13 protein-coding genes, 1 tRNA gene and 1 rRNA gene are annotated in these 24,001 nt (G+C 72.5%); 12 read left to right on the top strand and 3 right to left on the bottom strand.

The annotated features are described in order from the left end of the window. Positions 1-147: 147 nt before the first annotated feature. Together rrf and ABTY40_RS10105 are read left to right on the top strand one after the other, a co-directional pair. Positions 148-264, top strand: a 5S ribosomal RNA gene (rrf, locus tag ABTY40_RS10110). A gap of 5 nt (positions 265-269) precedes the next feature. Then, positions 270-342 (top strand) — tRNA-Thr (locus tag ABTY40_RS10105). Positions 343-454: 112 nt separating this feature from the next. On the opposite strand, the gene ABTY40_RS10100 is transcribed toward ABTY40_RS10105, so the two are convergent. Next, entirely contained in the window at positions 455-3,103 is a 2,649-nt protein-coding gene (locus ABTY40_RS10100; protein ID WP_352059073.1) for a SpoIIE family protein phosphatase, read from the bottom strand. A 269-nt stretch (positions 3,104-3,372) separates the two neighbouring features. On the opposite strand from ABTY40_RS10100, the gene ABTY40_RS10095 reads away from it, so the two are divergent. From ABTY40_RS10095 to ABTY40_RS10050, 10 genes are all read left to right on the top strand, one after another. Next, positions 3,373-8,871, top strand: a complete 5,499-nt coding sequence (locus tag ABTY40_RS10095) for a HAMP domain-containing protein (RefSeq protein ID WP_502990534.1) — start codon at positions 3,373-3,375, stop codon at positions 8,869-8,871. Positions 8,872-9,180: 309 nt separating this feature from the next. Next, positions 9,181-9,852, top strand: a complete 672-nt coding sequence (locus ABTY40_RS10090) for a response regulator (protein ID WP_309055917.1) — start codon at positions 9,181-9,183, stop codon at positions 9,850-9,852. A 113-nt stretch (positions 9,853-9,965) separates the two neighbouring features. Beyond that, positions 9,966-12,836: a DNA translocase FtsK gene (locus ABTY40_RS10085; protein ID WP_352059071.1), complete on the top strand. Its 2,871-nt coding sequence runs from the start codon at positions 9,966-9,968 to the stop codon at positions 12,834-12,836. Positions 12,837-13,106: 270 nt separating this feature from the next. Further along, on the top strand, positions 13,107-13,934 hold the full coding sequence (locus ABTY40_RS10080) for a helix-turn-helix domain-containing protein (RefSeq protein ID WP_352059070.1): 828 nt from the start codon (positions 13,107-13,109) through the stop codon (positions 13,932-13,934). A 117-nt stretch (positions 13,935-14,051) separates the two neighbouring features. Next, the gene (rimO, locus tag ABTY40_RS10075; protein ID WP_352059069.1) at positions 14,052-15,542 is read left to right on the top strand and encodes a 30S ribosomal protein S12 methylthiotransferase RimO; all 1,491 of its coding nucleotides are present in this window, start codon (positions 14,052-14,054) and stop codon (positions 15,540-15,542) included. Continuing rightward, entirely contained in the window at positions 15,539-16,213 is a 675-nt protein-coding gene (gene pgsA / locus ABTY40_RS10070; RefSeq protein WP_352059068.1) for a CDP-diacylglycerol--glycerol-3-phosphate 3-phosphatidyltransferase, read from the top strand. The genes rimO and pgsA overlap by 4 nt, the downstream gene beginning before the upstream one ends. Then, positions 16,210-16,731 carry a CinA family protein gene (locus ABTY40_RS10065; protein WP_352059067.1) on the top strand — a complete coding sequence of 174 codons (522 nt, stop codon included), beginning with the start codon at positions 16,210-16,212 and terminating at the stop codon, positions 16,729-16,731. Before pgsA ends, ABTY40_RS10065 begins: the two co-directional genes overlap by 4 nt. 109 nt (positions 16,732-16,840) lie before the next feature. Further along, entirely contained in the window at positions 16,841-17,221 is a 381-nt protein-coding gene (locus tag ABTY40_RS10060; RefSeq protein WP_309054756.1) for a helix-turn-helix domain-containing protein, read from the top strand. Positions 17,222-17,385: 164 nt separating this feature from the next. Beyond that, positions 17,386-17,856 (top strand): Dps family protein, encoded by a 471-nt coding sequence (locus ABTY40_RS10055; RefSeq protein WP_352059066.1) that lies wholly within the window; start codon positions 17,386-17,388, stop codon positions 17,854-17,856. A gap of 157 nt (positions 17,857-18,013) precedes the next feature. Then, the gene (locus tag ABTY40_RS10050) at positions 18,014-18,259 is read left to right on the top strand and encodes a hypothetical protein (RefSeq protein WP_352059065.1); all 246 of its coding nucleotides are present in this window, start codon (positions 18,014-18,016) and stop codon (positions 18,257-18,259) included. Positions 18,260-18,397: 138 nt separating this feature from the next. Here ABTY40_RS10050 and ABTY40_RS10045 read toward each other — a convergent pair whose 3' ends face one another. Both ABTY40_RS10045 and ABTY40_RS10040 read right to left on the bottom strand, forming a co-directional pair. Further along, positions 18,398-19,195: a DNA-formamidopyrimidine glycosylase family protein gene (locus ABTY40_RS10045; protein ID WP_352059064.1), complete on the bottom strand. Its 798-nt coding sequence runs from the start codon at positions 19,193-19,195 to the stop codon at positions 18,398-18,400. Between the two features lie 77 nt (positions 19,196-19,272). Further along, the gene (locus ABTY40_RS10040) at positions 19,273-23,922 is read right to left on the bottom strand and encodes an Lhr family ATP-dependent helicase (RefSeq protein ID WP_352059063.1); all 4,650 of its coding nucleotides are present in this window, start codon (positions 23,920-23,922) and stop codon (positions 19,273-19,275) included. Positions 23,923-24,001 lie beyond the last annotated feature (79 nt).

Here is a 24,001-nt window from a genome sequence, read left to right as displayed (position 1 = left end):
CGGATGTGGAAGCCCAGTAATGGGTGGAGCTGACCGGTACTAATAGGCCGAGGGCTTGTCCTCAGTTGCTCGCGTCCACTGTGTTAGTTCTGAAGTAACGAACACGCCCCCTCTTGGTCGGGGCGCGGCGGTTCAACTTCATAGTGTTTCGGTGGTCATAGCGTTAGGGAAACGCCCGGTTACATTCCGAACCCGGAAGCTAAGCCTTTCAGCGCCGATGGTACTGCAGGGGGGACCCTGTGGGAGAGTAGGACGCCGCCGAACAACCCGCCCTTTTAGCTCAGTCGGTAGAGCGTCTCCATGGTAAGGAGAAGGTCAACGGTTCGATTCCGTTAAAGGGCTCAGAGAAAAGGCCCCCGCCATTCGGCGGGGGCTTTTTTGCGTTCCCGGGCGGCCACGGGAGACCAAGGCCGACCGTCCCCGCACGGGCGGGGCGGCCGGCCGGTGGTGTCCGTCAGCGGTCGTCCGGCTCGCGCAGGCGCATCGCCAGGATCGCCATGTCGTCGGAGGCGGGGGCCTGGGCGAAGCGCTCCACCGCGCGCAGGATGCGGGCCGAGACCGCGCCGGCCGTGAGGCCCGTGCACGTCTTCAGGACCTCGGCCAGGCCGTCGTCGCCCAGCATGCGGGTGCCCTCACGGCGTTCCGTCACACCGTCCGTCACGCACAGCAGGACGTCACCCGGCTCGAGCGTCACCGTCTCCTCGTACAGCTCCAGGTCGTCCATGACGCCCAGCAGCGGTTGCGGCTCCGCCGCGGGGGAGACCGTGCCGTCGGGGCGGAGGCGCAGCGGCAGGGGGTGGCCGGCGCAGACGACCTTCAGGACCGCGGAGCCGTCCTCCTGCGGGTGCATCTCGCCGTACAGCAGCGTCAGGAAGCGGCTGCGGGCCCCCTCGTCGAGGATCGCGGCGTTCAGGCGCTCCAGGACGGCCGGTCCGCCGAAGCCCTCACGGGCCAGGAGCCGCAGCGCGTGGCGGGCCAGTCCCGTCACCGCAGCCGCCTCCGGGCCCGTACCGCACACGTCACCGATGGCGAAGCCGTAGGCGTCGTCGCTGATCGGGAAGACGTCGTAGAAATCGCCGCCGACCTCGTTGCCCTCGCCGGCCGCCCGGTAGATGACGTCGACCTCGACGCCCGGGATCTGCGGCAGATCCGGCGGCAGGAGGCTGCGCTGGAGGGACTGGCTGATCGCCACGCGCTCCGAATAGAGACGGGCGTTGTCCAGGGCCAGGGCGGCCCGGCGGGACAGGTCCTCGGCCAGCTCCAGGATCTCCTGGCGGAAGTGGTCCTCCGCCGGGCGGCCCAGGATCAGCTGGCCGATGACGCGGTTGCGGGCCACCAGCGGCAGCACGACCGTCTCCCCGGCCACGGCGCCCGCCGTGGCCAGGGTCGTGTCGATGCCGGAGGAGAGCGGGCTGCCCAGCTGCTCCAGCTCACGGACCGAGGCCCGGACCGCCGCGCGCTGCGCCGCCTCCCCCGGAGCCGACCAGACGCGGGCGCCCGGGGCCGGCACCGGATCCGGCGGGGCGATCGAGGACAGCAGGGCCTTCAGACCGTCGATGCGGTCCTCGTCCTCATGGAGCACGTACGACAGATACGGTTCCGAGGACTGGTCGGCGATCGTGTAGACCGCGCACCAGGTGGCCAGCGTCGGGACCGTCATCTGGGCCATCAGCGCCAGGGTCTGGTCCCGGTCCAGGGTGCCCGCCAGCAGGTCGGAGGCCTCCACCAGGAAGCTGAGGGAACCACGGCGCAGGCGCTCCAGCTCGCCCAGGCGGGCGGACTCCACGGCCAGCGCGATCCGGTCCGCCGCGAACTGCAGGCGCAGGGCCTCCTCGTTCGAGTAGCGGTTCGCGGTCTCCGCGGCCACGCCCAGGGAGCCGGTGAGCCGGCCCTCGACCTTCAGCGGGACCGTGACGACCGACCGCATGCCGGTGCCCTCCAGGAGCGGTACGGCGCCGGGCACCGCCGCCAGGTCCTCGTGGACCGCGGGCATGCGGGCGGAGCCGTACCGGCTCGCGCCGGTCTCCACCGGGACGCGGGCGAAGCGCTGGCGGGCGGCGGGCAGACCGGTGGTCGCCCGTACCTCCAGCTCCGTCTCGTCGTCGGTGGCGAGCAGCAGGAAGGCCGCGTCGCCGTCGAGCATGTCCCGGGCACGCTCGACCGTGCGCTGGAGGAGACCGTCGAGGTCGTCGGGGGCCGGGGAGCCGATGAACAGTTCGAAGGGGTCCGAGGAGCGGTTGTCCGGGCCCGCGTCGGCGCCCGCCGGGCGCTGCGGGGTCTGCAGGACGGCCCGCTCGTGCTCCCGTACCAGCAGACAGACCGTGGACGGCTCGCCCTCCGCGTCGCGGACGCGCAGGTGGGCCGCGTACACGGGCACCACACGGCCGTCGGAGCAGCGGATGCCGTAGCTGCCCTCCCAGCGGGAGAAGCGCAGCGCCTCCGCGAGGCCCGTGCCGATGCCGGGGGTGTGGGGCCAGGCGGCGAGGTCGCCGAGCGGTTTGCCGCTGACCTGGTCCGCCGCGTAGCCGAAGAGGTCCTCGGCGTCCTCGTTCCAGCCCGTGATCGCGCCGGCGCGGTCGATCTGGACGACGGCGACGCGGACGCGGCTGTCGGTGACGGGCAGGACGGTGTCCGGCAGCACGGGGCCGGCGGAGCGGGTGCCCACCGGGCGCTGCGGCAGGTCCAGGTGGAACCAGACGTGTTTGCGGGTGGGGGAGTAGTCGACACCCCAGCGGGCGGCGATCGCGGCGCACAGGAGGAGGCCGCGGCCGTTCTCGCGGTCCGGGCTGCCCGGCGAGCGCCCGCCCTGGACGGGAACCTCGCGCTCGGGGTAGCGGTCGGCGACCTCGACGCGGATGCTGTCCTCGGACCGCAGGCAGAGGACCTCGGCGGCGGTGCCGGCGTGGACCACCGCGTTCGTCACGAGTTCGCTGGTGAGGACGACGGCGTCGTCGACGAGTTCGGGGTGGCCCCAGCCCTGGAGGGTGTCCCGGACGAAGGCCCGGGCGGCCGCCACGGACCGCCCCACGGGCTCGAATGTGGCAGTCGCCCGCGCGGTGATCACAGCACTCCTCGTACGCGTCTCGACGCCCGGCTCTGCCATGCTCGGTCTGCCCCTCCCGCTGCCCGGTGGTCGTACGCGCACCACACCGCCCCCGCCGGGCGGACCGGGGCGGTTGGACAGCCGGAAGCCAGGTTACTTACCTTCGCTGTCCGGGCGGATGCCGGTCATGGCAGTTTCCGTCCCCTGGGGGCGGGGACGCTGTGCGAAGCTGCCGAACTGTTATCGCCTGGTTCGGTCGCGGTGAAACACTGGGCAGGTTACCGCTGCGAGGCGGAACGGTACGGGCGACCCCTTTCGGGAGGGACACGGTGGACTCTGGCACGGCGGCGCGTCGAGGCGGCGGCAGCGGCGGCACGCGCGCGAGAGGCGCACGTTCCCGCGGGGGGACGGTGCAGGTGGACGAGGCGGCGCTGGAGCGGTTGCTCGGCGCCCTGGTGTCCATGCGCGACGGGAACCTGCGCAGGCGCCTCACGGTCTCCGGCGACGGGATCATGGCGGAGATCTCCGCCGTGTTCAACGAGGTCGCCGACCGGCAGATGCACGTGACGGGCGAGCTGTCGCGGGTCCGCCGGGTGGTGGGCCGCGAGGGCAAGCTGTCGGAGCGGCTGGAGGCCGGGGCCACCGAGGGCGCGTGGGCGGCGGCGATCGAGGCCGCGAACGCGCTCGTGGACGATCTGGCGCGGCCGGTGTCCGAGGTCGGCCGGGTCCTGTCGGCGGTGGCCGAGGGTGATCTGGAACAGCGCATGGACCTGCGCTGGGAGGGCTCCGACGGGGCGGCGAGGCCGCTGCGCGGGGAGTTCCTCAAGGTCGCACGGACCGTGAACAACCTCGTGGACCAGCTGTCGCTGTTCGCCTCCGAGGTGACCCGCGTCGCCGTGGAGGTCGGCACCGAGGGCATCCTCGGCGGTCAGGCGCAGGTGCGCGGGGTCTCCGGGTCGTGGAAGGACCTCACGGACTCGGTCAACACCATGGCGTACCGGCTGACGGCCCAGGTGCGCGACATCGCGCTGGTCACGACGGCGGTGGCCAACGGCGACCTCTCGCAGAAGGTCACGGCGAACGTGGCCGGCGAGATGCTGGAGCTGAAGAACACCGTCAACACGATGGTGGACCAGCTGTCGTCGTTCTCCTCCGAGGTGACCCGGGTCGCGCGTGAGGTCGGTACGGAGGGCGAGCTCGGCGGACAGGCCGAGGTGGCCGGGGTCGCCGGCGTGTGGAAGGACCTCACCGATTCCGTCAACACGATGGCGGGGAATCTCACCAATCAGGTGAGGGGCATCGCCGAGGTGACGACGGCGGTCGCCAACGGTGACCTGTCGCAGAAGGTGACCGTGAGCGCGCGCGGTGAGATCGCGCAGCTCGCCGACACGATCAACCAGATGACCGACACGCTGCGGATCTTCGCCGACGAGGTGACCCGGGTGTCGGGCGAGGTCGGCGCGCAGGGTCTGCTGGGCGGTCAGGCGCAGGTGCCGGGGGCCGCGGGCACGTGGAAGGACCTCACGGACTCGGTCAACACCGTCTTCCGGAACATCACCACGCAGGTGCGGGACATCGCGCAGGTGACGACGGCGGTGGCCAACGGTGACCTGTCGCAGAAGGTCACGGTGGACGTGGCCGGCGAGATGCTGGAGCTGAAGAACACCGTCAACACGATGGTGGACCAGCTCTCCGCCTTCGGTTCGGAGGTCACGCGGGTGGCCCGGGAGGTCGGCGTCGAGGGTCTGCTCGGCGGCCAGGCCGAGGTTCCGGGCGCCGCGGGCACCTGGAAGGACCTCACCGACTCGGTGAACACGGCCTTCCGCAACCTCACCGGTCAGGTGCGGGACATCGCGCAGGTGACGACGGCGGTGGCCAACGGTGACCTGTCGCAGAAGGTCACGGTGGACGTGGCCGGCGAGATGCTGGAGCTGAAGAACACCGTCAACACCATGGTGTCGCAGCTGTCGGCCTTCGCCGACCAGGTGACCCGGATGGCCAGGGACGTGGGCACCGAGGGCCGGCTCGGCGGGCAGGCGCGTGTGGACGGCGTCTCCGGCCGCTGGCGCGAGCTGACCGACTCGGTGAACTTCATGGCCGGCAACCTGACCTCGCAGGTGCGGCAGATCGCGCAGGTGACCACGGCGGTGGCGCGGGGCGACCTGTCGCAGAAGATCGACGTGGACGCGCGCGGCGAGATCCTGGAGCTGAAGAACACCATCAACACGATGGTCGACCAGCTGTCGGCCTTCGCGGACCAGGTGACGCGGGTGGCCCGCGAGGTGGGCACGGACGGGCGGCTCGGCGGTCAGGCGCAGGTGCCGGGCGTGGCCGGTGTGTGGCGCGACCTCACCGACTCGGTGAACTTCATGGCCGGCAACCTCACCGCCCAGGTGCGCAACATCGCGCAGGTCGCCACGGCGGTGGCGCGGGGCGACCTGTCGCAGAAGATCGACGTGGACGCGCGCGGCGAGATCCTGGAGCTGAAGAACACCATCAACACGATGGTCGACCAGCTGTCCAACTTCGCCGAGCAGGTGACGCGGGTGGCCCGCGAGGTCGGCACCGAGGGCATCCTCGGCGGCCAGGCGGAGGTGCAGGGCGTCTCCGGCACCTGGAAGGACCTCACCCAGTCGGTGAACTTCATGGCGAACAACCTCACCAGCCAGGTGCGGAACATCGCCGAGGTCACCACGGCCGTCGCCCGCGGTGACCTGTCGAAGAAGATCACGGTCGACGCCCGGGGCGAGATCCTGGAGCTGGTCACGACCGTCAACACGATGGTCGACCAGCTGTCGAACTTCGCGGACGAGGTCACGCGCGTGGCCCGCGAGGTGGGTACGGAGGGCATCCTCGGTGGCCAGGCCCGCGTGCGCGGTGTCACCGGTACGTGGAAGGACCTCAGCGACAACGTCAACCTGATGGCCAACAACCTGACCAGTCAGGTGCGGAACATCTCGCGGGTCTCCGCGGCCGTGGCCAACGGTGACCTGACCAAGAAGGTCACCGTCGAGGCGCGCGGCGAGGTCGCCGAGCTCGCGGAGACGGTCAACACGATGGTGGCGACCCTGTCGAACTTCGCGGACGAGGTCACGCGCGTGGCCCGCGAGGTGGGTACCGAGGGCGAGCTGGGCGGCCAGGCCCGGGTGCCGGGCGTCTCCGGCACGTGGAAGGACCTGACCGAGTCGGTGAACTCGATGGCCTCCAACCTCACCGGCCAGGTGCGGCAGATCGCCGCGGTCACCACCGCCATCGCCAAGGGCGACCTCACGAAGAAGATCGACATCGACGCGCGCGGTGAGATCCAGGAGCTGAAGAACACCATCAACACGATGGTCGACCAGCTCTCCAACTTCGCCGAGGAGGTCACGCGCGTGGCCCGCGAGGTGGGTACGGAGGGCATCCTCGGCGGCCAGGCCCGCGTCCGGGACGTCGACGGCACCTGGCGCGACCTCACCGAGTCGGTGAACGAGATGGCCGGGAACCTGACCCGCCAGGTGCGGGCCATCGCGGCCGTCGCCACGGCGGTCACCCGCGGCGACCTCAACCTCAAGATCGACGGGGTGGACGCGGCGGGCGAGATCCAGGCCCTCCAGGACAACATCAACACGATGATCGCCAACCTGCGCGACACCACCCTCGCCAACGAGGAGCAGGACTGGCTCAAGGGCAACCTGGCCCGCATCTCCGGTCTCATGCAGGGCCGCCGGGACCTCGACGACGTCGCCTCCCTCATCATGAGCGAGCTGACGCCGGTGGTCTCCGCCCAGCACGGCGCCTTCTTCGTCGCCATGCCGACCGGCTCCGCCCACGGCGACGCCGAACTCGTGGGGGAGGGCGACGGCTCGTACGAGCTGCGCATGCGCGGGAGTTACGGCTACTCGGCCGGGTCCATGCCGACCTCGTTCCGTCCCGGGGAGACCCTCATCGGGACGGCGGCCGAGGAGAAGCGGACCATCCAGGTCAACGTGCCGCCGGGCTATCTGAAGATCTCCTCCGGGCTCGGGGAGGCGGCGCCCGCCCATGTCATCGTGCTGCCGGTCCTCTTCGAGGGGAAGGTCCTCGGGGTCATCGAGCTGGCGTCGTTCCAGCCCTTCACCCAGATCCAGCGGGACTTCCTCAACCAGCTCGCCGAGCTGATCGCGACCACCGTCAACACCATCAGCGTCAACACCAAGACCGAGGTGCTGCTCAAGCAGTCGCAGGAGCTGACCGAGCAACTCAAGGAGCGGTCGGCGGAGTTGGAGCACCGGCAGAAGGAGCTCCAGGGCTCCAACGCCGAACTGGAGGAGAAGGCCGAGCTGCTGGCCCGGCAGAACCGGGACATCGAGGTCAAGAACACCGAGATCGAGGAGGCCCGGCAGGTCCTGGAGGAGCGCGCCGAGCAGCTCGCGGTCTCCATGCGCTACAAGTCCGAGTTCCTGGCGAACATGTCGCACGAGCTGCGCACCCCGCTCAACTCGCTGCTGATCCTTGCCAAGCTGCTCGCGGACAACGCCGAGAGCAATCTGACGCCGAAGCAGGTCGAGTTCGCCGAGACCATCCACGGCGCCGGCTCGGACCTGCTCCAGCTGATCAACGACATCCTCGACCTGTCCAAGGTCGAGGCGGGCAAGATGGACGTCTCGCCGACCCGGATCGCCCTCGTCCAGCTCGTGGACTACGTGGAGGCGACCTTCCGGCCGCTCACCGCGGAGAAGGGCCTCGACTTCTCGGTACGGGTCTCGCCCGAACTGCCGGCCACGCTCCACACCGACGAGCAGCGGCTGCTCCAGGTGCTGCGGAACCTGCTGTCGAACGCGGTGAAGTTCACCGACACGGGAGCCGTCGAGCTGGTGATCCGGCCCGCGGGCGGGGACGTGCCGCAGTCGATCCGGGAACAGCTCCTGGAGGCCGGCTCCCTGCGCGACCCGGAGGCGGAGCTGATCGCCTTCTCGGTCACCGACACCGGGATCGGCATCGCGGCGAGCAAGATGCGGGTCATCTTCGAGGCCTTCAAGCAGGCCGACGGGACGACCAGCCGGAAGTACGGCGGTACGGGCCTGGGCCTGTCGATCAGCCGGGAGATCGCCCGCCTGCTCGGCGGCGAGATCTTCGCGGCGAGCGAGCCGGGCCGCGGCTCGACCTTCACGCTGTACCTGCCGCTGGAGCCGGTCGAGCAGGCCGCCGGCCCGTCCGGGCAGGGCGCGGCCGACTCCGACGAGGGCCAGGCGCAGGCGGGGGAGGACGCGGAGGGGACCGACCACTCCTTCCCGCACTTCTCGCCCGCTCCCGTACGCGGCGAGGCGCGGTCCGGGGCCGGGGCGCTGTTCCGGCACCGGCGGAAGGCGGCCGCGGAGGCGGCGGAGGCGCGGTCCTCGGCGGCCGGCGGCGCCGACCGTGCCGCGCTGAACGGCGCGGCGGAGCGGGCGGAGGAGGAGACGGCGCCCGAACCGCGCCGTACGTTCTCCTTCTCCGGCGAGCGGGTGCTCATCGTGGACGACGACATCCGCAACGTGTTCGCGCTCACCAGCGTCCTGGAGCAGCACGGGCTGTCGGTGCTCTACGCGGAGAACGGGCGCGAGGGCATCGAGGTGCTGGAGCAGCACGACGACGTGGCGGTCGTCCTGATGGACATCATGATGCCGGAGATGGACGGCTACGCGACGACGACCGCGATCCGGCGCATGCCGCAGTTCGCCGGCCTGCCGATCATCGCGCTCACCGCGAAGGCGATGAAGGGCGACCGGGAGAAGGCGATCGAGTCGGGGGCCTCCGACTACGTGACGAAGCCGGTCGACCCCGACCATCTGCTGTCGGTCATGGAGCAGTGGATGCGGGGCGAGTGACGCGGGGGGCCGGGGTCCGCGCGGCCGGTCCGCGCCCGCCCCGGCCCGCTGGGGACGGACTGTCGCCATCCGGGTGTGAGAGGCCCGGAAGCGGGGAACCTTCTGGTCTCCCACCGCGTTTCCCGTACGTGCGCGACGACCGTGCACAGTGACATCGCGGTGACAGGGTGTGGCGACGGGCGGGGTGCGGCTACGATGACCGGCACAAGGACGGACGGCGCGAGGAAGTCGTCCCCTGGGGCGGCGCCCGGTGCTTCCCCCGGTTCCGGGAGCCGGGGCGAGCCGTTGCCGGGGCGAGGAGGACGGGGCATGGTGCAGAAGGCCAAGATCCTCCTGGTCGATGACCGGCCGGAGAATCTGCTGGCGCTGGAGGCCATTCTCTCCGCGCTCGATCAGACCCTGGTGCGGGCATCGTCCGGGGAGGAAGCGCTCAAGGCGCTGCTGACGGACGACTTCGCGGTGATTCTCCTCGACGTCCAGATGCCGGGGATGGACGGATTCGAGACCGCCGCGCACATCAAGCGCCGCGAGCGGACGCGGGACATCCCGATCATCTTCCTGACCGCGATCAACCACGGCCCCCACCACACCTTCCGGGGATACGCGGCAGGGGCGGTCGACTACATCTCGAAGCCGTTCGACCCGTGGGTGCTGCGCGCCAAGGTCTCGGTCTTCGTCGAGCTCTACATGAAGAACTGCAAGCTGCGTGAGCAGGCGGCCCTGCTGCGGCTCCAGCTGGAGGGCGGCGAGGGCGGCCACGGCAAGGAGTCCGCGGGCCTGCTGGCCGAGCTGTCGGCCCGGCTCGCCGCCGTCGAGGAGCAGGCCGAGGCGCTGTCGAAGCAGCTGGACGACGACTCCGCCGACGCCGCGGCCGTCGCCACCGCCGCCCACCTGGAGCGCAAGCTCACCGGGCTGCGCCGGGCGCTGGACGCGCTGGAGCCGGGCACGGGCGGCGCGCCCTCGATGCCCGCCCAGAACTGACGTACCGCCAGAACCGGTCGGCCCGTTGATCCGGCGTCAGCTTCCCGATACGGCAAGGACGACACGTTCGGGTGAGGCGGACAGCCCGACGCTCCACCGGTAACCTCAGCACCATGGCTTCACGTACGTCCGGCAAGGGTTCCCAGGGCACGGCGGGCACCGCACAACCGCGCGCCGGCCGGACGACGGGTGCCGCCAGGAAGGCGGCACCCGCGAAGTCCCCGGCCAGGGCCGGGAAGGCCGCGGCGAAGACCCCCGCCAAGAAGACGGCGGCGAAGAAGGCGGCACCCGCCAAGCGCCCGCCCGCCCGGAAGAGCGCGGCGAAGAAGGCCCCGCCCCGTCCCGCGCCCTCCCCGACCGGAGGGCTCTACCGGCTCGTCCGGGGCATCTGGCTCGGTCTCGCCCACGCCGTCGGGGCGATGCTGCGGGGGATAGGGCGCGGCGCCAAGGGGCTCGACCCGGCCCACCGCAAGGACGGTCTCGCGCTGCTCCTCCTCGGCCTGGCGCTGATCGTCGCCGCCGGCACCTGGTCCAACCTCCGCGGCCCGGTCGGCGACCTGGTCGAGATGCTGGTGACCGGCGCCTTCGGCCGGCTGGACCTGCTGGTGCCGCTGCTCCTCGGCGCGATCGGGGTGCGGCTGATCCTCCACCCCGAGAAGCCCGAGGCCAACGGCCGCATCGTCATCGGACTCACCGCGCTGGTCGTCGGCGTCCTCGGCCAGGTCCACATCGCCTGCGAGTCCCCGGGACGCGGCGACGGCACCGAGGCCATGCAGGACGCGGGCGGTCTCATCGGCTGGGCGGCCTCCAAGCCGCTCGTCTTCATGATGGGCGAGGTCCTCGCGGTCCCGCTGCTCGTCCTGCTCACGGTCTTCGGCCTGCTGGTGGTCACCGCCACGCCGGTCGCCGCCATTCCGCAGCGGCTGCGCGCGCTCGGCGCCCGGCTCGGCATCGTCGAGGCCGCCGGCGACCCGGCCGCCGCCGAGTACCGCGGATACGAGGAGTACGACGAGGACTGGCGGGAGGCCGCACCCCGCGGCCCGCGCCCCGCGCGGCGCAGGGCGGCCGGTCCGGCCGAGCCGTACGACGTGGACCGGGCCGAGGAGGAGGCGCTCGGCCGTCGCCCCCGGGCGCCCCGCCGCCCCGCCGAGCGGTCCGCCTCCGGCCACGGCATGGACCCGGTCGACGTGGCCGCCGCCGCGGCCGCGGCGCTCGACGGTGCCGTCCTCAACGGCATGCCGCCGTCCCCGCTCGTCGCCGACCTCACCCGGGACGTCACCACCGAGCGGGCCGCCGGCCCGGACACCGGGGCGCCCGCACCGGCCGCACCGGCCGCACCGGCCGTACCGGCCGCACCGGCCGCCCCGGCCGGCCCGGCCGCGTCCCCGAACGTGCCCACGGCCCGGGGCGGAGAGAAGCGGCCGGGCGGAGCCGTACCCGACCTGACCAAGCCCGCGCCCGAACCGACCGAGCTGCCCGCCCGTGCCGAGCAGCTCCAGCTGTCCGGCGACATCACCTACGCCCTGCCGCCGCTCGACCTGCTCGAACGCGGCGGGCCGGGCAAGACCCGCAGCGCCGCCAACGACGCCGTCGTCGACTCGCTCACCACCGTCTTCGCCGAGTTCAAGGTGGACGCGGCCGTCACCGGTTTCACCCGGGGCCCGACGGTCACCCGGTACGAGGTCGAGCTCGGGCCCGCCGTGAAGGTCGAGAAGATCACCGCCCTGACGAAGAACATCGCCTACGCGGTGGCCTCGCCCGACGTGCGGATCATCTCCCCGATCCCCGGCAAGTCCGCGGTCGGCATCGAGATCCCGAACAGCGACCGCGAGATGGTGAACCTCGGGGACGTGCTGCGCCTCGCCGACGCGGCGGGCGACGACCACCCGATGCTCGTGGCGCTCGGCAAGGACGTCGAGGGCGGCTACGTGATGGCCAACCTGGCGAAGATGCCGCACGTGCTGGTCGCCGGCGCCACCGGCTCCGGCAAGTCCTCGTGCATCAACTGCCTCATCACCTCGGTGATGATAAGAGCGACCCCCGAGGACGTCCGGATGGTGCTGGTCGACCCCAAGCGGGTCGAGCTCACCGCCTACGAGGGCATCCCGCACCTGATCACCCCGATCATCACCAACCCCAAGCGGGCCGCCGAGGCCCTCCAGTGGGTCGTGCGCGAGATGGACCTGCGCTACGACGACCTGGCCGCCTTCGGCTTCCGGCACATCGACGACTTCAACCAGGCGGTCCGCGACGGCAAGGTGAAGCCGCCGCCCGGCAGCGAGCGGGAGCTGCAGCCCTACCCGTACCTCCTGGTCATCGTCGACGAGCTCGCCGACCTGATGATGGTCGCGCCGCGCGACGTCGAGGACGCCATCGTCCGCATCACCCAGTTGGCCCGCGCCGCCGGCATCCATCTGGTGCTGGCCACGCAGCGGCCGTCCGTGGACGTCGTCACCGGTCTCATCAAGGCCAACGTGCCCTCCCGGCTCGCCTTCGCCACCTCCTCGCTCGCCGACAGCCGCGTCATCCTCGACCAGCCCGGCGCCGAGAAGCTCATCGGCAAGGGCGACGGCCTCTTCCTGCCGATGGGCGCCAACAAGCCCGTCCGCATGCAGGGCGCGTTCGTCACCGAGGACGAGGTCGCCGCGGTCGTACGGCACTGCAAGGACCAGATGACCCCGGTCTTCCGGGACGACGTCACCGTCGGCACCAAGCAGAAGAAGGAGATCGACGAGGACATCGGCGACGACCTCGACCTGCTGTGCCAGGCGGCCGAGCTGGTCGTGTCGACCCAGTTCGGCTCCACGTCGATGCTCCAGCGCAAGCTGCGCGTCGGCTTCGCCAAGGCCGGGCGGCTGATGGACCTGATGGAGTCCCGGAACATCGTGGGCCCGAGCGAGGGCTCGAAGGCGCGGGACGTACTCGTCAAACCCGACGAGCTGGACGGTGTGCTGGCCGTCATCCGCGGCGAGTCGGCGGAGTGACGGGCGGCGGCCGGGGGAGCCGGGGGGCCCGGTGCACCGGACGGAGTAACGCGGCGGGAGCGGGGGTACCCGTTCAGATCCGTCCGAGACTCACTCGTAAGAAAAGGGTGGGCAACCGTTTCCCCTGGCCGTACGTCAAGTTGGACGGAGGGACAGAAGGATGTCCCAGCCTCATGGCGTACAAACAGCACCCGCCCGGTTGCCCCACCCTTTCGTACCACCCATAGACTGAACGTCCAGCAGGTGGCTACACGCTCGAAAGGCGCTCTCGTGTCCATCGGCAACTCCCCCGAAGACGACCGGACGTTCCCGGCAGACGACCAGGAATCGATCGGTCGCGCTCTCCAGCACGCCCGCATCGCCGCCGGTCTCACCGTCGAAGAGGTCAGTGCCTCCACGCGTGTACGGATCCCGATCGTGCACGCGATCGAGGCGGACGACTTCTCGCGCTGCGGCGGCGCCGTCTACGCGCGCGGTCACATCCGTACCCTCGCGCGCGCCGTCGGGCTCGATCCGGCCCCGCTCGTCGAACGGTACGACGCCGACCACGGAGGCCGTCCCGCGCCCACCCCCGCCGCTCCGCTGTTCGAGGCCGAACGCATCCGGCCCGAACCGCGCCGGCCCAACTGGACCGCCGCCATGGTGGCGGCCATCGTCGCCGTCGTCGGTTTCGTCGGCTTCACGATGTTCAACGGCAGCGACGCCCCCAAGGGCACCGTCACGGCCGAGGGCGGTCCCGCCCCCGCTCCCGAGAAGGCGACCGCGACAGGCAAGCCGAAGCCGGTCAAGCCCGTCGCGCCCAAGCCCGCCGAGAGCGCGATCGCCGCGGTCCCGAAGGACAAGGTCACGGTCAAGCTCACCGCCAAGCAGGGCAAGAGCTGGATCTCGGCCAAGGCCGCCGACGGCAAGCTCCTCTTCGACGGGCTCCTCCTGGACGGCGAGTCCAAGACCTTCCAGGACGGCGAGCGCGTCGACCTGGTCCTCGGCAACGCCGGCGCGATCGAGCTGTACGTGAACGGCAAGAAGATCGCCGAGGAGTTCGAGGACGGCCAGGTCGAGCGGCTCTCCTACGCCAAGGGCGACCCCGAGGCCGGCTGACCGGACCGCCCTCCGCCCTCCCGCCCCGTCCACCCCTCCGTCCCGGTGTGTGACGTCCGTCGCGCAGGTGAACCCTGCGCGACGGACGCACGGCCGGGACGAAGTAGTCTTGAGTCCATGCCCGAACGCCGTACCGTCGCCCTTGTCACTCTTGGCTGCGCCCGTAACGAGGTGGACTCGGAGGAGCTCGCAGGCCGCTTGGCAGCGGACGGCTGGGAGCTCGTCGAGAACGCCGAGGAAGCGGACGTCGCCGTCGTCAACACCTGCGGATTCGTCGAGGCCGCCAAGAAGGACTCCGTCGACGCCCTCCTCGAAGCCAACGATCTGAAGGACCACGGCCGGACCCAGGCGGTCGTCGCCGTCGGCTGCATGGCCGAGCGGTACGGCAAGGAACTCGCCGAGGCTCTCCCGGAGGCCGACGGCGTCCTGGGCTTCGACGACTACGCCGACATCTCCAACCGCCTCCAGACCATCCTCAGCGGCGGCAGCGTCGAGGCCCACACCCCCCGTGACCGGCGCCGGCTCCTGCCGCTCTCGCCCGTGGAGCGCCAGCAGGCCGCCGCCGACGTGGCCCTGCCGGGACACGGGGCCGTGGAGGCCCCCGCGGCCGTGCCGGAGGACCTCCCCGAGGGCCTCGCGCCCGCCTCCGGACCGCGCGCCCCGCTCCGCCGCCGCCTGGACACCAGCCCCGTCGCCTCCGTCAAGCTGGCCTCCGGCTGCGACCGCCGCTGCTCCTTCTGCGCCATCCCGTCCTTCCGCGGCTCCTTCGTCTCCCGCCGTCCCTCCGACGTGCTCAACGAGACGCGGTGGCTCGCCGAGCAGGGCGTGAAGGAGATCATGCTGGTCTCCGAGAACAACACCTCCTACGGCAAGGACCTCGGCGACATCCGGCTCCTGGAGAGCCTGCTGCCCGAGCTGGCCGGGGTCGACGGCATCGAGCGCGTGCGGGTCAGCTACCTCCAGCCCGCCGAGATGCGGCCCGGCCTCATCGACGTCCTCACCTCCACCGAGAAGGTCGCGCCCTACTTCGACCTCTCCTTCCAGCACAGCGCCCCGGACGTGCTGCGGGCCATGCGCCGCTTCGGTGACACCGACCGCTTCCTGGAGCTGCTGGAGACCATCCGGTCCAAGGCGCCCACGGCCGGCGCCCGCTCCAACTTCATCGTCGGCTTCCCCGGCGAGACGGAGGCCGACTTCGCCGAGCTGGAACGCTTCATCACCCACGCCCGGCTCGACGCCATCGGCGTCTTCGGCTACTCGGACGAGGACGGCACCGAGGCCGCCACGTACGAGAACAAGCTCGACCAGGAGGTGGTCGACGCACGGCTCGCCCACCTCTCCCGGCTCGCCGAGGAGCTCACCGCCCAGCGTGCGGAGGAGCGGATCGGCGAGACCCTGGAGGTACTGGTCGAGACGCTCGACGAGGAGGACGGCTGGATCGGCCGCGCCGCCCACCAGGCCCCCGAGACGGACGGCCAGGTGCTCCTCACCACGGACGGCGGGACGGAGCCCGACCTGGCCCCGGGCCGTATGGTCAGGGCCAGGGTCGTCGGCACGGAGGGCGTCGACCTGGTCGCCGAGTGTCTCTCCGAGGAGGCGGGCAGATGACCGGAGTCCCGGCATCCGCGACGGGCGGGACCGGTAGGCCGGCGCCGCGCGGCAAGCTGGGCGCGGCTGCGGTCAATCAGGCCAGCCTCTGGAACATCGCGAACATCCTCACCATGATCCGGCTCGTCCTCGTGCCCGGATTCGTGGTCCTGCTGCTCCAGGACGGCGGGCACGACCCCGCCTGGCGCGCCTGGGCGTGGGCGGCGTTCGCGGTCGCCATGATCACGGACGTCTTCGACGGGCACCTCGCCCGCGCGTACAACCTGGTCACCGACTTCGGGAAGATCGCCGACCCGATCGCCGACAAAGCGATCATGGCAGCCGGGCTGATCTGCCTCTCGTGGCTCGGGGATCTCCCCTGGTGGGTGACGGCGGTCGTCCTCGCCAGGGAACTCGGCATCACCCTGATGCGCTTCTGGGTGATCCGGCACGGAGTCATCCCCGCGAGCCGCGGCGGAAAGATGAAAACGCTGGCCCAGGGCACGGCGGTGGGCATGTACGTGCTGATGCTCACCGGTCCGCTCGCCACCCTGCGCTTCTGGGTGATGGCGGTGGCGGTCGTGCTGACCGTCGTCACCGGCCTGGACTACGTGCGCCAGGCGGTCGTCCTCAGGCGCCGGGGCCTCGCGGCCGAGCGGGCCGCGGCTCGCGCGGAGGCGGCGACGCGATGAGCGAGGCCGCCCAGGTCCTGGCGCTGCTCGCGGAGCGTGGTCACACGGTGGCCGCCGCCGAGTCGCTGACCGGCGGTCTCGTGGCGGCCGCGCTCACCGCGGTCCCCGGTTCCTCCGCTGCCTTCCGGGGCTCCGTCACGGCCTACGCGACCGACGTGAAGCGGGACCTGCTGCGGGTGGACGGCGCCCTTCTCGACGAGCGCGGCGCCGTGGATCCCGAGGTCGCCCTGCAGATGGCGGCGGGTGTACGGGACCTGCTCGGCGCCGACCGGGGCATCTCGACGACCGGCGTGGCCGGGCCCGGGCGGCAGGACGGGCAGCCCGTCGGCACGGTGTACGTGGCGGTGTCCGGGCCGGCCGGGACGGAAGCCCGGGCCGGGAAAGTGGCGTCGCTGCGATTGAACGGCGACCGCGAGGAAATCCGTAGAGAGAGCGTACGGAGCGTGCTGGGGCTGCTCCGTGAGGAACTCTCGGGAAATGCGCGGGCACAGGATACGGAACAGAACGGGGGGAATTGATGTTTGCAGCCCTGAGTGAACACGACATCGCTCCCCGCACGGCCGCGGCGCGAGGCGGTACGGTGGGGCGAGAAGGATGCGGCTACGCGGTCCGAGGAGGGAGCCACCGATGATCCTGCTCCGTCGCCTGCTGGGTGACGTGCTGCGTCGGCAGCGCCAGCGCCAGGGCCGTACTCTGCGCGAAGTCTCCTCGTCCGCCCGAGTCTCGCTCGGCTATCTCTCCGAGGTGGAGCGGGGGCAGAAGGAGGCTTCCTCCGAACTGCTCTCCGCTATCTGCGACGCGCTGGACGTACGGATGTCCGAGCTCATGCGTGAAGTGAGCGACGAGCTGTCACTGGCCGAACTGGCCGCGTCGGCAGCGGCGAACGAACCGGTGCCACCGGTCCGTCCGATGCTCAACTCGGTGTCGGTGACGTCGGTGGGCGGTGTGCCCACCGAGCGGGTGACCATCAAGGCGCCCGCGGAAGCGGTCGACGTCGTCGCCGCCTGAACCGCATCGGGGCCAAGCCCCGGTCGTCACCCCTGCGGGGGTGTCGGCCGGGGCTTTTCGCCGTTCCGGCGCAGGTCGGAAGCTTCCCGGGAATTGTTTGAGATGCCGGATCCCGGTCATGCGTGCCATGGTGGGGGAAACGTACGACTGGTTGGAGATTCCGCATGTCTGTCGTGAAGAGTCCGCTTTCCGACGCCGACCTCAAGACGGTCGGCAACGCGCTCCAGGGGGCCCTGGTCGACCTGGTCGACCTCGCTCTGGTCGCCAAGCAGGTGCACTGGAACGTCGTCGGGCCGCGCTTCAGGTCCGTCCACCTGCAGCTCGACGAGGTCGTCGACACGGCCCGGACACACTCCGACACGGTGGCCGAGCGCGCCTCCGCCCTCGGCGTCAACCCGGACGGGCGGGCGGCGACCGTCGCGTCCTCCAGCGCCATCGGAAAGACTCCGGAGGGCTGGATCAAGGACGGGGACGCCGTCCAGATCCTGGTCAACGCGCTCGGGGCCGTCATCACCCGGATGCGCGAGCGCATCGAGGCGACCGAGCAGCCCGACCCGGTCACCCAGGACATCCTCATCGGCCTGACGGCCGACCTCGAGAAGCACGCCTGGATGTTCCAGGCGGAGAGCGTCTAGAGCGGTGCTGGACGTGCCGCGGAGTCGTCGCCCGGTGGGGGGCGTGCCGCTGAGGTCCATACCCGGGGCCGCGCGCTCGGCGCGCGCCCGGTCTGGCTACGGTGCGCCCTCCCGCCGAGTGATCCTGCCGGTCTAGCGTCGATCGCAGGAGGCGGCCATGGTACGGCGACGGTTCCCGCTGGTGACGCTCACGCTGGTCGTGGCCGGGCTGGTGGCCGGGGGATTCTGGTGGTGGGCGGTCCTGCGCCTGGTCCTGGCCCCGGCCGAGGCCGGGGCGGTCGAAGCGGCGCTGGCCGCGAGCGGCTGGGGACTGAGTCTGCTGCCGGTGCACGTGGCCGCCTCGGCCGAACGCGCCGGCGGCCGCCGACGTCGCCGGGGAGCGTGGCGGGTCCTGCGCGGATGACGGTGCGTCACCTGGTGGGGGACGCGGGCCGGGAGCGCGGACCGGAGAAGTAGGTGGAGCCTGTGGGTCGGTGACCCGCGGGCTCGTCGCTCTGTGCGGGGCCTCTTCGCTGCCTACGGGGTGTCTCTCCGCGGTTTCTCACGGGGTGTCTCCCTGCGGTCCCCGCTGACAGCCGGGGCACCAGTAGGTGACCCGCTCGCCGAGTTCGGCCTTACGTACCGGCGCCCCGCAGCGCAGGCAGGGACGGCCCTCGCGGCCGTAGACGTAGAGCGGGACGCCGGGGTGACGGGCCGTGGTGGTGCGGCGCTCCGGACGGTCCTTGTTCGCCTCCAGGAGGCGGTGGGCCGTCGCGACCAGGCGCGCGGGCACGTCCGGCGGCAGTTCACCGACCGGCAGCCAGGGGGTGAGGCCGGCGAGGAACGCCAGCTCGCACTTGAAGACATTGCCGATGCCGGCGAGGTTCCGCTGGTCCAGCAGGGCCTCGCCCAGCGTGCGGGCCGGATCCGCGGAGAGACGGCGCACCGCCTCCTCCGGGTCCCAGTCGGGGCCCAGGAGGTCCGGGCCCAGATGGCCCACCACCCGGGACTCCTCGGCGGTGCGCAGCAGCTCCAGGACGGGCAGCCGGTAGCCGTACGCGGTGTTCTCGGCGTTCCCGAGGATCGCCCGGATCTGGTGGTCGGGGCCGCCGCGCGGGCGCTCGCCCGTGGCGTACACCCGCCAGGCGCCGTCCATCCGCAGATGGGAGTGGACGGTGAACCCGCCCTCGACGCGCGTGAGGAGGTGCTTGCCGCGCGGAGTGACGTCCAGGACGGTGCGGCCGGTGAGGTCGGCCGTGGCGAAGCGCGGCACCCGGAGGTCCGTACGGGTGAGCACCCGTCCGGCCAGCGCGTCGTGCAGGCGGTGGGCCGCCAGCCAGATGGTGTCTCCTTCGGGCATACGACCATGATGCCGGGTGCGGGTGCGGGTGCGGGTGCGGGTGCGGGTGCGGGTGCGCGGGCCCGGCTCGGCTCGGGTCAGGCGCGCAGACGCAGGCCCCGGGGGGTGGCGAGGAAACCGGCGGCCTCCAGCGGGCGGGCCAGCGGCGAGGTCAGGGCCGTGGCGCCGTTGATCCGCTCCACCGTGACCGTGCCGAGCACGCCCTGCCGCGCCGACGCCGCCAGGGCCTCGGCCGCCGCCGTCAGGGCGGGATCGTCCGGTTCGGCGGGCCACGACAGCAGGGTCTTGCCGCCGCGCTCCATGTACAGCGTCAGTTCGCCGTCCACCAGGACCACCATCGCGCCCGCCTTGCGGCCCGGCTTGTGGCCCGCGCCCGTCGGCGGCTCGGGCCAGGAGAGCGCCGCCCCGTACGCGTTGGCCGGATCGGCGGCGGCCAGTACCACCGCACGCGGGCCCGCCGCGGCCTCGGCACCCCGGTCGCGGGCGGTCGCCGCCGCACGGAGCCGGTCCACCGCCCCGTCCATGGCGAACTGGGCCGCCCCCAGCCCCTCCACCACATAGCCGCGGCGGGCCTGGCCGCTGTCCTCGAACGCGGACAGCACCCGGTAGACGGCCGAGAAACCGCCCTCCACCCCCTCGGCGGCCACCGCGCCCCGGGTGACGACACCGTGCCGGTCCAGGAGGGTACGGGCCAGGGCGTGGGCCCGGTGGGTGGGCTCGGGGGCGGCCCCCGGCAGCAGCGACCACCGGCCGGAGACGGTCGGCGGCCCCGTACGGGACGCCGTGCGGGCGGTCGTGCCGAGGGCGCCGAACCGGCCCCGGGGCACCGTGCGCCGCGCACGGTGCGCCGTCGAGCCGGCCGTGCGTCCCGAGCCGAGCAGGGCGCGCAGCGGGGCCAGGGTGTCATTGGTGAGCCGGCCCGACCAGGCCAGCTCCCACAGGGCGTCGGCGAGCTGCGGATCGGTGGCCTCCGGGTGGGTGGTGGCCCGGATCTGGTCCGCGATCTGCCGGAAGAACAGGCCGTACCCGCCGGACAGCGCGGTCAGCACCGACTCGTGCAGGGCGGTGAGCTCCAGCGGGTGCGGCGGCGGCAGGAGCAGCGGCGCCGCGTCCGCCAGGTACAGCGAGACCCAGCCGTCCTTGCCGGGCAGCGCGCCCGCACCCGCCCACACCACCTCGCCGGTGGTGGTGAGCTCGTCGAGCAGCCCCGGCGCGTAGTCCCGGACCCGGGACGGGAGGATCAGCTTCTCCAGCGCGGAGGCCGGGACGGGCGCCCCCTGGAGCTGCTCGACCGCCCGGGCCAGGCCGTCGATCCCGCGCAGCGCGCCGCCGCCGACGTGCTGCCACTGCGGCAGGAACGTCGCGAGCGCGGCGGGCGGCACCGGCTCCAGCTCGTGGCGCAGGGCAGCGAGGGAACGGCGGCGCAGCCGCCGCAGCACGGCGGCGTCGCACCACTCCTGGCCGATCCCGGACGGGTGGAACTCACCCTGCACGACCCGGCCCGCGGCGGCGAGCCGCTGGAGCGCCCCGTCCGTGACCGCCGCCCCCAGGCCGAAGCGCGCGGCGGCCTGGGCGGAGGTGAACGGACCGTGCGTCCGCGCGTACCGGGCGAGGAGATCGCCCAGCGGGTCCTTCACCGGCTCGGTGAAGGCCTCCGGCACACCGACCGGCAGGGCCGTGCCCAGCGCGTCCCGCAGCCGGCCCGCGTCCTCCACCGCCGCCCAGTGCTCCGCACCGCCGATCCGGACCCGGATGGCCCGCCGGGCCCGGCCCAGCTCGGGCGCCCAGGCGGCGTCGGCGCCCCGCTCGGCCAGCTCCGCGTCGGTCAGCGGCCCCAGCACCCGCAGCAGGTCGGCGACGCCCTCCACGTCCTTGATCCGGCGGTCGTCCGTCAGCCACTGGAGCTCCCGCTCCAGCTCGGTGAGGACGTCCGCGTCCAGCAGCTCCCGCAGCTCCGCCTGCCCGAGCAGCTCGGCCAGGAGACGCGAGTCGAGCGAGAGGGCCGCCGCCCGCCGCTCCGCGAGCGGTGAGTCGCCCTCGTACAGGAACTGCGCCACGTACCCGAAGAGGAGCGAACGGGCGAAGGGCGACGGCTCCGGGGTCGTCACCTCGACCAGGCGCACCCGCCGGGCCTCGATGTCCCCCATGAGCTCGGTCAGGCCGGGCACGTCGAAGACGTCCTGGAGGCATTCGCGGACGGCCTCCAGGACGATCGGGAAGGAACCGAACTCGCTCGCCACCTGGAGCAGCTGCGCCGCGCGCTGCCGCTGCTGCCAGAGCGGGGTGCGCTTGCCCGGGTTCCGCTTGGGCAGCAGCAGCGCGCGGGCCGCGCACTCCCGGAAGCGGGACGCGAACAGCGCCGAGCCGCCCACCTGGTCCGTGACGATCTGCGCGATCTCGCCCTTGTCGAAGAGGGCGTCCGCCGCGCCGACGGGGGCCCGGTCGGCGTCGTACGCCGTGTCCTGGTGGCGCCCCGGGTCGACCGGCTCGTGGTCCAGCAGGTCCAGGCCCATCTCCAGGCTCATCAGGTCGGCGTCCGGCAGCCTGAGCACGATGCCGTCGTCGGCGTGCATCACCTGGGCGTCCATGCCGTACCGCTCGGCGAGCCGCGCGCCGAGCGCCAGCGCCCACGGCGCGTGCACCTGGGCGCCGAACGGCGAGTGGATCACGACCCGCCAGTCCCCGAGCTCGTCCCGGAAACGCTCGACCAGGATCGTCCGGTCGTCCGGCACGTGGCCGCAGGCCTCCCGCTGCTCGGTGAGGTACGCGAGGACGTTCTCCGCGGCCCAGGCGTCGAGCCCCGCGGCGAGCAGCCGCAGCCGGGCATCCTCCGGCCCCAGGGCGCTCACCTCGCGCAGGAAGGCGCCGACCGCGCGGCCCAGCTCCAGCGGCCGCCCCAGCTGGTCACCCTTCCAGAACGGCAGCCGCCCCGGCACGCCGGGCGCCGGTGACACCAGGACCCGGTCGCGCGTGATGTCCTCGATCCGCCACGAGGTGGTGCCCAGGGTGAACACGTCGCCGACCCGCGACTCGTACACCATCTCCTCGTCCAGCTCGCCGACCCGGCCGCCGCCCTTCTTGGGGTCCGCGCCCGCCAGGAACACACCGAACAGGCCCCGGTCGGGGATGGTGCCGCCGGAGGTCACCGCGAGCCGCTGGGCCCCCGGCCGGCCCGTGACCGTCCCGGCGACCCGGTCCCAGACCACGCGCGGCCGCAGCTCGGCGAAGGCGTCCGACGGGTAGCGGCCCGCCAGCATGTCCAGGACGGCGGTGAACGCGGACTCGGGCAGCGAGGCGAACGGCGCCGCCCGGCGCACCACCGTGAGCAGGTCGTCCACCTGCCAGGTGTCGAGCGCCACCATGGCGACCAGCTGCTGCGCCAGCACGTCCAGCGGGTTGGCCGGGATCCGCAGCGACTCGATGGAACCGCTGCGCATCCGCTCGGTCACCACCGCCGCCTGCACCAGGTCCCCCCGGTACTTGGGGAAGACCACGCCCGTGGAGACCGCCCCCACCTGGTGCCCCGCGCGGCCCACGCGCTGGAGCCCGGAGGCCACGGACGGCGGCGACTCGACCTGGACGACCAGGTCGACCGCGCCCATGTCGATGCCCAGCTCCAGGCTGGAGGTCGCCACCACGGCGGGCAGCCGGCCCGCCTTCAGGTCCTCCTCGACCTGGGCGCGCTGCTCCTTGGACACCGAGCCGTGGTGCGCCCTCGCCAGCAGCGGCGGAGCACCCTGCGCCGCACCCGACTGGGCCATGATCTCCGCGGGCGGGGGGCCCTCGGGCGGGGCCTCGCCGGTCGCCCGCTCGTACGCGATCTCGTTGAGCCGGTTGCACAGGCGCTCGGCCAGGCGCCGCGAGTTGGCGAAGACGATCGTGGAACGGTGGGCCTGGACGAGGTCGGCGATCCGCTCCTCGACGTGCGGCCAGATGGACGGCTTGTCGCCGCCCTCCTTTCCCTCGGAGGCGGGCGAGCCGCCCAGCTCGCCCATGTCCTCGACCGGGACGACGACCGACAGGTCGAACTCCTTCCCGGACGGCGGCTGGACGATCTCCACGGCGCGGCCGGGGGAGAGGTAGCGGGCCACCTCGTCCACCGGCCGGACCGTCGCCGACAGGCCGATCCGGCGCGCGGGCCGGGGCAGCAGCTCGTCGAGCCGCTCCAGGGAGAGGGCCAGGTGCGCGCCGCGCTTGGTCCCCGCGACCGCGTGGACCTCGTCGAGGATGACCGTCTCCACGCCGGCGAGGGCTTCGCGCGTGGCCGAGGTGAGCATCAGGAACAGCGACTCGGGCGTGGTGATGAGGATGTCCGGCGGCCGGGTCGCGAGCGCGCGGCGCTCGGCGGCCGGAGTGTCACCGGAACGGATGCCGACCCGGATGTCCGGTTCGGGCAGGCCGAGCCGGACCGACTCCTGGCGGATGCCGGTCAGCGGGGAGCGCAGATTGCGCTCGACGTCCACGGCCAGCGCCTTCAGCGGCGACACGTACAGCACGCGGCAGCGCTTGCGCGGCTCGGCGGGCGGCGGGGACGACGCCAGCCGGTCGAGGGAGGCGAGGAACGCGGCCAGCGTCTTGCCCGAGCCGGTGGGCGCGACCACGAGCACGTCCGAACCGGCGCCGATGGCCCGCCAGGCGCCCTCCTGGGCGGCCGTGGGCGCGGTGAAGGCCCCGGTGAACCAACCACGGGTCGCGGGGGAGAACGAGTCGAGCGCGGACCTGACCATGCCCCCCATCGTGCACCCGCCCACTGACAACCGCCCGGACCTGCGGGAATCCGCCGCCGGTGGCGTGCGCCGGCCGGAG

The organism is Streptomyces sp. NPDC126503, from assembly GCF_040302405.1.
GTDB classification, from domain to species: domain Bacteria; phylum Actinomycetota; class Actinomycetes; order Streptomycetales; family Streptomycetaceae; genus Streptomyces; species Streptomyces gulbargensis.
Note: the sequence above shows the minus strand (reverse complement) of the source record. Positions and strands in the feature narration are given on the sequence as shown.